This is a genomic window from Streptomyces sp. NPDC102462, from assembly GCF_044765425.1.
Lineage (GTDB): Bacteria > Actinomycetota > Actinomycetes > Streptomycetales > Streptomycetaceae > Streptomyces.
The window spans coordinates 99282-109897 of the sequence record NZ_JBIWKB010000032.1 but is presented as its reverse complement, the minus strand read 5'-3'; the positions used below and the strand labels follow the sequence as shown (position 1 = coordinate 109897).

Below are 10616 nucleotides of genomic sequence, written 5' to 3'. Positions count from 1 at the left end.
ACGCGTCGTCGTCATCGACTGCACCGACACCGGCGCGTCCCCACCCACCGCCACCGAACCGACCTGGATCTGCCGGCTGCGCCGACGCTCGGCGACCGGCCGGGGCGGGATCTCGGGGACGCCCAGGGAGATGGCGGTCATCGGATCACTCCCGGTTCCCGGAGACCGTCTCGCGCATGGCGCGCAGCGACTCCTTGAGGGATCCCATGGTGGCGAGCACGGCGGTGGGCTCGTAGCCGCAGTGCGCCATGCAGTTGGCGCAGCGCGGGTCCTTGCCCCGGCCGTACTTGTCCCAGTCGGTCTTCTCGATCAGTTCGCGGTACGTCGGCACATACCCGTCGCTCATCAGGTAGCAGGGGCGCTGCCAGCCGAACAGCGAGTAGTTCGGGATCGCCCAGGCGGTGCACGGGAAGTCGACCTTGCCCTCCAGGAAGTCCAGGAAGAGCGGGGAGTGGTTGAGCCTCCAGCGCCGCCGGTTGCCGCCCGAGAAGGCCTTCTTGAACAGTTCGCGGGTCTGCTCGACGCCGAGGAAGTGCTCCTGGTCCGGGGCCTTCTCGTAGGCGTAGGCGGGCGAGATCATCATCTCGTCGACCTTGAGGTCGTCGTTGAGGAAGTTGAGCACCTCCACGATGGTCTGCGGGGTGTCCGTGTTGAAGAAGGTCGAGTTGGTGGTGACCCGGAAGCCGCGCCGCTTGGCCTCCTTGATCGCCGCCACGGCCTCGTCGAACACGCCTTCCTTCGCAACGGATTCGTCGTGCCGCTCGCGCAGCCCGTCGATGTGCACGGCGAAGGCGAAGTAGGGCGAGGGCGTGAACTTGTCCATCTTCTTGCGCAACAGCATCGCGTTGGTGCACAGGAACACGTATTTCCGCTTGGCGACCAACTGACGCACGATCTCGTCGATCTGAGGGTGCATCAGGGGCTCGCCGCCGGCGATGGACACCATCGGCGCACCGGACTCCAGCACCGCGCCGACGGCCTGGGCCACCGGCATGCGCTGCTTGAGGACGCCGGCCGGATGCTGGATCTTGCCGCAGCCCTCGCACTTGAGGTTGCAGGCGAACAGCGGCTCCAGCTCGACGATGAGCGGGAACTTGTCCCGCTTGCGGATCTTCTGTTCAGCCAGGTATGTAGCGACCTTGATGGACTGGCGCAGTGGCATGGCCATCTGGCTCACCTCCGAGGGAGCAGCAACGAACGGTGCCATTCAAAAAATGCGGGAAGTACGGAACGAAGGACACGGAAAGCGGATATCCCACCGCGCACCGTGCCAATCCGGACGAGTTCATGTTCTGGAGCATCCACGACCACCCGGACGGCCGCAACAGGGCGCTCGCCCGCGCGGACGGCGCTCAGCAGGGTGGCGGCCGACTCCATGTCGACCGCGATCGCGCCGGTGGCGAGCAGGTCGGACCGCTCCTGGCCGCGGACCACATGGTCGGAGCCGGTGAGCGGGCCGGTGTGGACGGTGCGCCCCGGCACGGTGCGCACGAGTTCCTTCACGAGCAGTTCGGTCCCGACGCAGGGGACGTCGCCGCGCGGGTCCCGGGTCTCCTCGGCGACGACCAGGTCGCCGGGGTGCATACCGGGTGCGAGTCCCGCGCAGAAGCCGGTCGCGAGGACCGCTGCCCCGGCGAGCGCGGGATCGGCCAGCAGCCGGGCGACGGAGCGCTCCGCCGCCCTGGGCCCCATACCGGTGCGCAGTACGGTGACCGGCCCGCCCGCGCCACCGCGTTCACCGGCGCGCAGGGCGAGGTGCTCGATGCCGAGCGCGCAGGCGATCAGCAGCGGTGCCGGGGCGGGCTGGGCGTCCATCAGCTTGCCTCCGCGTCGGCGCGGGGCTGCCCGGCCGCACCGGTGCCCTGGCCGGCGAAGGGCTCGCCGTGCACATACCGGCCGAGCGCGGTCAGCGGGAACACCTGGCGGTAGAGGTGGTAGTTGATGGAGAAGTCCCAGGGGAAGCCGGTGCCCGTGAAGTACGGCTCGTCCCAGGAGCCGTCCTCGCGCTGGGCCTCGGCGAGCCACTGGACGCCGCGCCGCACGGACCTGGCGTCCTTCTCCCCCGCCGCGAGCAGCGCCATCAGCGCCCACGCGGTCTGCGAGGCGGTCGAGGCGCCGCGCCCGCTCCACCCCTTGGCGTCATCGTAGGAGCGCAGGTCCTCGCCCCAGCCGCCGTCGTCGTTCTGCACCGACTCCAGCCAGGCGACGGCGCGCCTGATCGCCGGGTGCGATCCGGGCAGGCCGGCCGCGATGAGCGCGGGTACCACCGACCCGGTGCCGTAGACGTAGTTGACGCCCCAGCGTCCGAACCACGAGCCCTCCGGCTCCTGTTCGGCCAGCAGCCAGTCGACGCCGCGCCGGGTGCGCGGGTCGTCCGCCAGGCCCTCGACCGCGAGCATCTCGACGACGTGCGCGGTGACATCGGCCGACGGCGGGTCGATGACCTCGCCGAAGTCGCAGAACGGCAGCCGGTTGGGGAACCGGCTGGTGTTGTCGGCGTCGAAGGCGCCCCACGCGCCGTTCTTCGACTGCATGCCGAGTTCCCAGCGCACCCCGCGCCCGATGGCCTTCTCCACCCGTTCCGGGTCGTGGTGCCTGACCCGGCGCAGCGCCAGCAGCACCTCGGCGGTGTCGTCGGTGTCGGGGTAGTTGTCGTTGTGGAACTCGAACGCCCAGCCGCCCGGCGGGAGTCCGGGCCGCCGCACGGACCAGTCGCCGGGCCGCACGATCTCCTCGCCGAGCATCCAGTCGGCGGCCTTGACCAGTTGCGGATGGTCGGCGGGGACGCCCGCGTCGGCGAGGGCGATGGTGGCCAGGCAGGTGTCCCACACCGGCGACTGGCACGCCTCGATCATCCGGGCGCCGTCCTCGCGCCACACGGCGTAACGATCCAGCGACTCGAGTCCGGCCCGCATCACGGGGTGTTCCAGGTCGTAGCCCAGCAGGTGCAGGGCGATGACGGAGTACACGGCCGGCGGCTGGATGCCGCCCCAGCAGCCGTCGTTCTCCTGTCGCTCGATGATCCAACTGGCCGCCGAGTTCATCGCGGCCCTGCGCAGGCGCCGGGAGGCGATCGTGCGGTAGCCGCGCACGACCTTGTCGAGCCGCTGGAACAGGCCGTCCCAGCTCGCCGCAGGGGCGAGCGGCCGGGGCGGGTTGGGGCGGGCCGGGTCGGCGTGCAGCTCGTCGAGCGCGAACGGCGCCGGACGCACCGGGCGTTTCGCCGAGACGATGGTGAGCGGCACGATGGTCTGCCGCGCCCAGCACCCGAAGTTGTAGATGTTCAGCGGGAACCACTTCGGGAAGTAGATGAGTTCCGGCGGGAGTTCGGGCAGGTCCTCCCACTTCCACCAGCCGAACAGGGCCAGCCAGATCCGGGTGAACACGCGGGCGGCGGCGATGCCGCCCCGCTCGCGGATCCAGGCCGCGGCCCTGGCCATGTGCGGTGCGTCGGGCGCGTCGCCGGCCAGCCGGAGGGCGACGTACGCCTCGATGGTGGTGGACAGTTCGCCGGGGCCGCCGAAGAAGGTGGCCCAGGTGCCGTCCGGGCGCTGTTCGCCGCGGATGAACAGCGCGGCGGCCTGGGTCGTCGCGTCGTCGCGGATGCCAAGGAACTGACGGAGCAGCAGGTCCTCGGCGTCCATGGTGACGTTCGTTTCGAGGTCGCCCTTCCACCAGCCCTCGGCGTCCTGCTGTGCCAGCAGGAAGTCGGTGGCGCGCTGTACGGCGCGTGCGGCGGCTTCTTGTACCCCGGCCGCCACGGGGGTCGTGAGGTGGGCTTCGCTGGCCGAGGCAGCGCGGGGCGGCAGTGCCCCGGTGCTTCCGTCGGTCGTCGCTGTCATGGCTTCCCCTTCGTGCAGTCGTGCGAGTCGTGCTGCTGTGGGTCCGCCGTCGGCCGGTGTCCGTCATCCCTCGACACCGGCCGGCGACTACGCGAGGGTTATTCGACCGATAGTGATCATCTCTTTCGGACTACGACGAAGTCGGCGAGCGCCGTGAACCGGGCCCGTACCTGGTCGGGCATGTCGACGGCGTCGAGGGCTTCGATGGCGATGGTGTACTGGCGGCGCGCCTCGTCGGCGGTCCACTCGCGGCCGCCCGCCTCCTCGATGAGGGCGGCGCGGGCCGCGAACTCCTCCTCGGAGAAGTTCTCGAAGTCGCTGCTCTTGGCGTCGGCGGCGAGCATCTCGCCGAGCCGCGTGGAGGCGGGGCCGCCCGCCGCGAGCGCGGCCACGACCGGCAGGGACTTCTTGCGCTGGCGCAGATCGCTCCAGGTCTGCTTGCCGGTGGACTCCGGGTCGCCCCAGATGCCGAGGAGGTCGTCGACGGCCTGGAAGGCCAGGCCGAGGTGGTAGCCGTACCTTCCCAGGGTGTCGGCGGTACGGTCGTCCGCGCCGCCGAGCACCGCGCCGATGGAGGAGGCGCAGGCGAGCAGCGCGCCGGTCTTGTTGCCCTCCATCTCCAGGCACTCCTCGACGCTGACGCGGTCGCGGTGCTCGTAGGAGATGTCCTGCGCCTGACCGTCGATCAGGGCCCGGGTGGCGGAGGTCAGCCGGCGGGTGGCGCGGCCCGCCTCGACCGTGCCCAGTTCCAGCAGGATCTCGTTGGCGAGGGCGAACAGGGCGTCGCCGACGAGGATGGCCTGGGCGGGGCCGTGCACCTTCCAGACGGTGTCGCGGTGCCGGCGCTGCTCGTCGCCGTCCATCAGGTCGTCGTGCAGCAGCGAGAAGTTGTGGACCAGTTCGACGGCGACGGCACCGGGGATGCCGGTTTCCGCGGGGGCGCCGGTGACCTCGGCGGACAGCACGGCGAGCGCGGGGCGCACGGCCTTGCCGCCGTCCCCGTCGGCGGGGTTGCCCTGGGCGTCGATCCAGCCGAAGTGGTAGGCGGCCACGGTGTCCATGGGAGGGGCCAGGCGGTCGACGGCCGCCCGCAGTACCGGTGTGGCCAGGGTCCGGCCGCGCTCCAGGAGCGCGGTCACGTCCACGGCGGTCGCTTGAGCGGCCGTCGCGGCCTCGGGCACAGGGGGCACAGTCTCTCCTCTTGTTGCGGTACCGGGGGTGCGGGGGCCTGCCGCGTGCTGATCGGGCATCAGGCCGCCTCCTCGAACGAGAAGAGGTGACTCGGGCGGGGCCGGCCCAGGGCGCCGAGAGCGGCGTCCGCCGCGCTGACACCGCTGCGGACCGCACTCTCCATGGTCGCGGGCCACCCGGTGGCGGTCCACGCTCCGGCCAGGTACAGGCCGGGGGCCTTGGTGCGGGCGCCGGGCCGCAGCCGTCCGACGCCGGGGGCGGGGGCGAACGTCGCCGTGCGCTCCCTGGTGACGAAGAAGTCCTTCACCCGTGCCTCGCGGGCGCCCGGCAGCAGCCGTTCCAGTTCGGGCAGATAGCGCTCGCGCAGCACGGCCACGGGCAGGTCGATCTCGTCCTGCACGGCCGACTGGGACACGGCGAGATACTGGCCGCTGCCGAGCCCGGAGGCGTGGGTGCGGTCGAAGACCCACTGCACGGGGGTGCCGAGGGCGGCGAAGAACGGCCGGCCGAGCACCTTGCGGTCGTAGATCACATGGACGTTGAGGATCGGCGCGGTGCCGATGCCGAGCAGCCGGTCGGGTTCGTCGAGCGCGCCGGGCGGCAGCAGGCCGTGCGCCTCGCGCTGGGGTACGGCGAGTACGACCGCGTCGGCACGGAGTGTTTCCCCGGGAACCTGAACGCTCCAACTGCCGTTCTCGTTATGGGAGACGGAGGTGACGCGTGTACGGACCTCGGTACGCACGCCCGCGGAGTCGAGCGCCTTGCGGGCCAGCCGGTCGTGCAGTTCGCCCAGCGGTACATGGGCCCAGCCGATGTCGGCGGCGCCCGGGTCGGACAGCAGACCGGTCTTGAACACCATCGCGGCGAGCGCCAGCGAGGCACCGCCCGCGACCGCGTTGAGGGTGGCGACCCCGACCAGGTCCCACAGGGCCTCGATGGCACGCGCCGACTGGCCGTGAGCGGCCAGCCAGCTGCCGAAGTCCTGTGTGTCCAGGGTCGGATCGGCGAGGTCGAGCCCCTTGAGCGCGAGCGCGGCACGCCCCACCCTGGCCCGCTCGGCGAGCGACAGATGCGGATACGCGGCCAGGCTACGGCCCAGGTGCAGGGGTACGGGCAGCGGGTCGCGCCGCAGTCTGCCGAGCCGCCGTCCCTCGGGTTTGTCGAGGTCGACGACGGGCACGTCGAGACGGTTCTGCAGCGGCGCAAGCTCCGCGCCCTCGATGCGGTCGAGGAACCAGCGGTAGGCGGTGCAGCAGCGCAGATACACATGCTGGCCGTTGTCCACGGTCAGCTCGCCGCGCGGAAAGGAGAAGGCGAGGCCGCCCAGTCTCGGCCTGCCTTCGAGCAGGGTGACGCGGACGCCCGCGTCGGCGAGCGCGAGCGCGGCCGTGACTCCGGCCAGTCCGCCGCCGACCACGACGGCGCTGCGCCCGGCGCGTTCCGGGCTGCCCGCGTGCGGCCCCTCGGACCGCGTGCCGTCGGTCATGGTGCGTCCTTCCGTGCCCGCCCGCCGCTCCGGTCGAACGGGGCGCGGCGGGTCGTCTCCGTCAGGGACGCCGCGCCGCGCCGGAGGGTTGCCTGCCGGTGCCCGGCCGGCTCGCCCGGCTCCTCCTGGCTCCTCGTGTCCATCAGGCGCGCCTCCTGACGGTCCGCCGGGCCATATGCCGGGTGTCCAGGCCGGACAGTCCGCGCACGGCGACATACGCCTTCTCGTGTCCGGGCAGCGAGACCCGGCCGCGCAGCACGGCCTCGGGCTCGCGTTCGATGCGGTCGAGCAGCCTGCGGTAGATCCCGGCCATGGCGGCGACGCACGCGCCGCTGCGCCGGTCGAGCATGGGCAGCAGCCGGTAGCCCTCGGCGAAAAGGGCGCGGGCCCGTCGCACTTCGAAGTGCACGAGGCCCGCGAAGTCGGAGCCCTCCGGTGGTTTCGGCCCGTTGAACCCGGCCGAGCAGCCGAACTTGGCGAGGTCGTCGGCGGGCAGATAGGTGCGGCCGCCCTCGGCGTCCTCGCGGACGTCTCGCAGGATGTTGGTCAGCTGCAGGGCCAGGCCCAGGGTGTCGGCGTACTCGGCGGCGCGCTCGGCGCCGCGCGCCCCGGGTTCGGTGCCGAACACGCCGAGCGAGAGCCGGCCGATGGCGCCCGCCACGCACCGGCAGTAGACCTTCAGGTCGTCCCAGGTCTCGTAGGTCTCGCCGCGGACGTCCATCTGGACGCCGTCGATGAGTTCGTCGAGGCCGCCCAGCGGGATCGGGAAGACACCGGCGGCATGGGCGAGGGCGACCGCCACCGGGTCCGTGTCGTCCTCGGCGACCGCGCCGTCGCGGACCCGGGCGAGCAGCGCCCGGGCCTCGTCGAGCCGCGCGATCTTGACGTCGTCCGCCAGCCCGCCGTCGCCGATGTCGTCGATGCGCCGGGAGAAGGCGTACAGCGCCGACATCGCGCGCCGCTTCCGCGTCGGCAGCAGTCTGATGCCGTACGCGAAGTTACGGGCCTGTTGTCCGGTCACGGCCTCGCAGTAGCTGTAGGCGGCGAGTACCGGTGCGGACGCGTGTGCTTGCGACTCCACGGTCCGGATCACCCCTCTCCTCGCAGAGTCACGCCCACCTCGCGCAGCAACTGGAGCTTGCCGGGCTTGGGCGGGCCGGGAAGTACGTCGTATTCGGCGGCGGCGATCGCCCGGATCGCCGCCCTCCCCCCTGCCACGAACCCCGCGAGCAGCAGCTTCAGCCTGCCGTGGACGCTACCCACCAGAAGGGCGCCTTCATTCAGTAGATCGTGGGCGCGTTGGGCTTCGTATGCAACCAGGGCGCGCACCGATGCGCCCGTGATTTTCGTGGCGAGATCCGCCTCCTGGACATGAAAGCGCTTCATGTCCGCGGCGGGCAGATAGATCCGGTCGCGCCCGAAGTCCTCGGCCACGTCCTGGAGGTGTTCGACGATCTGCAGGGCGGTGCAGATCGAGTCGGACAGGCGGATCCGCTCGGGGGTCGAGGTGCCGGTGACGGCGAGGACGAGGCGGCCGACGGGGTTGGCGGACAGTTCGCAGTACGCGAGGAGGTCGTCGTAGGTCTCGTACCGCTTGACGAGCTGGTCCTGGCGGTTGGCGGCGATCAGGCCGAGGAACGGGTCCGGGGTGAGGGAGCGGCGGCGGACGGTGGGCTGCAGACGGCGCAGCAGCGGGTGGCGCGGGGTGGCGTCGAACACGCGGTGCAGATCGGCCTCGAAGGCGTCGAGGAGGGCGAGCCGGTCCTCGGCCCGCTCGGGCGACACGCCGAGCAGCCGGGCGTCGGCGCCGCCCGGGGCGAGGTCGCCGTCGCCGATGTCGTCGACGAGACGGGCGAAGCCGTAGACCGCCATCAGGTCCTCGCGCCAGGCCCGGGGCAGGAAGAACGGAGCCACGGGGAAGTTCTCGCCCGCGGCCTTGTCGAGCGTGTCGCGCACCGGGCTCGCCGGGCGCGCCGTATCGGTTCCCGTCACCGTGCGCTACCCGGGGCAGGGACGGCACATGCTGCGCTGAGCTGGGGAGTTTCCGTAGCCATTGCCGTCACATCTCCCGTTCTACACTGCCGAACCAATACACACTATTTCGGACACGCCGCCCGGCCGTCCGTGCGGGCAGCCCTGGCGTAGGGTGTCGCGCATTATCGCCCCACTTGCCGCTTTCCGGGACCGCTACAGCTTACGTTGTACAACGCAGCGAGGTCCGTCGGGGTGTCCTGCACATCACAACAACACACCGATTGGCGTCAAGATTCCTAAGCGCACCCCGAGTTGACTTTTCCTTTGCAGACGCGGGGCCCCGCCGGAAAGGTTCCGGCGGGGCCCCGGGCGTGTCGGGCTATTTGCCCGTGAACTTCTCGTACTCCTTGAGGACCTCGTCGGTGGGTCCGTCCATCCGCAACTCGCCGCGTTCCAGCCACAGCACGCGGTTGCAGGTGTCACGGATCGACTTGTTGTTGTGGCTGACCAGAAACACCGTGCCGGCTTCCTTGCGCAGGGCCCTGATGCGTTCCTCGGAGCGCTTTTGGAACTTGCGGTCGCCGGTGGCCAGCGCCTCGTCGATCATGAGGACGTCGTGGTCCTTGGCCGCGGCGATGGAGAAGCGCAGCCGGGCCGCCATGCCGGAGGAGTAGGTGCGCATCGGAAGGGTGATGAAGTCGCCCTTCTCGTTGATGCCGGAGAAGTCGACGATCTCCTGGTAGCGGTCCCTGATCTGCTCACGCGACATGCCCATGGCGAGACCGCCGAGGATGATGTTGCGCTCGCCCGTCAGGTCGTTCATCAGGGCCGCGTTCACGCCGAGCAGCGAGGGCTGACCGTCGGTGTAGACCTTGCCGCGCTCGGCGGGCAGCAGTCCGGCGATGGCCCGCAGCAGGGTGGACTTGCCGGACCCGTTGGAGCCGATCAGGCCGATGGCCTCGCCCCGGTGGGCGACGAAGGTGACACCCCGCACGGCGTGCACCTTGCGCACACCCCGCGCCGTGTCGTCGGAGCCCCGCCGCAGGATGCGGCTGAGGGCCGCGGTGGCGCTGCCCCTGCCGGTCCTCGCGCCGTTGACGCGGTAGACGATGTGCAGGTCGTCCGCGATGACGGTCGGGGCGGTCTGCCCGGTGCTCTGCTCAGCCACGGCCGTAGCGCTCCTCGGCCTTCCAGAAGTACACGAAGCCGCCGACGAACGCGACGACGGCCCAGAACAGGGCGATGGCCCAGACATGCGGCGGCAGATTCGAGGAGCCGTAGCCGTCGATGAGCGCGAAGCGCATCAGGTCCATGTAGACCGCGGCCGGGTTGACCTGGAGCAGCCGCACGATCCACTCGGGACGGCCTTCGAGCATCTTGTTGATCGAGAACATGACGCCGGAGGTGTACATCCAGGTACGCAGCACGAACGGCATCAGCTGGGCCAGGTCGGGCGTCTTGGCGCCCAGGCGGGCCACGATCAGCGCGAGCCCGGTGTTGAAGAGGAACTGCAGCGCGAGCGCCGGCAGGATCAGCAGCCAGGACAGGCCGGGGTAGCTGCCGAAGCCGATCACGACGAGGAACATCACGATCATCGAGAACAGCAGCTGCTGGAGCTGCTGGAGCGCGAAGGACATCGGCAGCGAGGCGCGCGGAAAGTGCAGGGCGCGCACCAGGCCCAGGTTCCCGGAGATGGCGCGCACGCCCGACATGATCGAACTCTGCGTGAAGGTGAACACGAACACGCCCGTGACCAGGAAGGGGATGTACACATCGTGCGACATGCCCCGGCTGGCCTTGAGGATCAGGCCGAAGATGAGGTAGTAGACGGCCGCGTTCAGCAGCGGGGTGGCGACCTGCCACAGCTGGCCGAGCTTGGCCTGGCTGTACTGGGCCGTCAGCTTCGCCTGGGAGAAGGCCAGGATGAAGTGCCGCCGCCCCCACAGCTGACGCACGTACTCGACGAGCGAGGGCCGGGCGCCGCTCACGGCCAGCCCGTACCTGGCGGCGAGCTGCGCCGCCGTCAGTCCCTCGTCGGGCGACGCGGCCGCGGTCACCGCGACCGTGCCGTCATGCGTTGTCTCACTCACGCGTGGAAACTTTCGTCTTCGAGTTCGTCGTGG

10 protein-coding genes and 1 pseudogene are annotated in these 10616 nt (G+C 70.8%); all 11 read right to left on the bottom strand.

Annotation, left to right across the window (positions count from 1 at the left end; genetic code table 11):
• Nucleotides 1-141, bottom strand: a pseudogene (locus tag ACIRFL_RS26060) (4-hydroxy-3-methylbut-2-en-1-yl diphosphate synthase); the annotation flags it as partial.
• A gap of 4 nt (nt 142-145) precedes the next feature.
• A complete protein-coding gene (hpnH, locus tag ACIRFL_RS26055) occupies nt 146-1168 on the bottom strand; it encodes an adenosyl-hopene transferase HpnH (RefSeq protein WP_404032867.1) in 1023 nt (340 codons plus the stop codon).
• A gap of 5 nt (nt 1169-1173) precedes the next feature.
• Nucleotides 1174-1815 carry a 1-hydroxy-2-methyl-2-butenyl 4-diphosphate reductase gene (locus ACIRFL_RS26050; RefSeq protein WP_404032864.1) on the bottom strand — a complete coding sequence of 214 codons (642 nt, stop codon included), beginning with the start codon at nt 1813-1815 and terminating at the stop codon, nt 1174-1176.
• The gene (shc, locus tag ACIRFL_RS26045; protein WP_404032862.1) at nt 1815-3842 is read right to left on the bottom strand and encodes a squalene--hopene cyclase; all 2028 of its coding nucleotides are present in this window, start codon (nt 3840-3842) and stop codon (nt 1815-1817) included. Before shc ends, ACIRFL_RS26050 begins: the two co-directional genes overlap by 1 nt.
• 116 nt (nt 3843-3958) lie before the next feature.
• Nucleotides 3959-5092, bottom strand: a complete 1134-nt coding sequence (locus ACIRFL_RS26040) for a polyprenyl synthetase family protein (protein WP_404032860.1) — start codon at nt 5090-5092, stop codon at nt 3959-3961.
• Nucleotides 5092-6519 (bottom strand): hydroxysqualene dehydroxylase HpnE, encoded by a 1428-nt coding sequence (gene hpnE, locus ACIRFL_RS26035; protein WP_404032858.1) that lies wholly within the window; start codon nt 6517-6519, stop codon nt 5092-5094. Before hpnE ends, ACIRFL_RS26040 begins: the two co-directional genes overlap by 1 nt.
• The gene (locus tag ACIRFL_RS26030) at nt 6516-6662 is read right to left on the bottom strand and encodes a DUF6380 family protein (RefSeq protein ID WP_404032856.1); all 147 of its coding nucleotides are present in this window, start codon (nt 6660-6662) and stop codon (nt 6516-6518) included. The genes hpnE and ACIRFL_RS26030 overlap by 4 nt, the downstream gene beginning before the upstream one ends.
• Nucleotides 6662-7612 (bottom strand): presqualene diphosphate synthase HpnD, encoded by a 951-nt coding sequence (gene hpnD, locus ACIRFL_RS26025; RefSeq protein WP_404032854.1) that lies wholly within the window; start codon nt 7610-7612, stop codon nt 6662-6664. Before hpnD ends, ACIRFL_RS26030 begins: the two co-directional genes overlap by 1 nt.
• The gene (hpnC, locus tag ACIRFL_RS26020; protein ID WP_404032851.1) at nt 7609-8511 is read right to left on the bottom strand and encodes a squalene synthase HpnC; all 903 of its coding nucleotides are present in this window, start codon (nt 8509-8511) and stop codon (nt 7609-7611) included. The genes hpnD and hpnC overlap by 4 nt, the downstream gene beginning before the upstream one ends.
• 361 nt (nt 8512-8872) lie before the next feature.
• Nucleotides 8873-9661 (bottom strand): ABC transporter ATP-binding protein, encoded by a 789-nt coding sequence (locus tag ACIRFL_RS26015; protein WP_404032848.1) that lies wholly within the window; start codon nt 9659-9661, stop codon nt 8873-8875.
• Nucleotides 9654-10583, bottom strand: coding sequence for an ABC transporter permease (locus ACIRFL_RS26010; protein ID WP_404032845.1), 930 nt, complete (start codon nt 10581-10583; stop codon nt 9654-9656). Before ACIRFL_RS26010 ends, ACIRFL_RS26015 begins: the two co-directional genes overlap by 8 nt.
• Nucleotides 10584-10616: the final 33 nt, after the last annotated feature.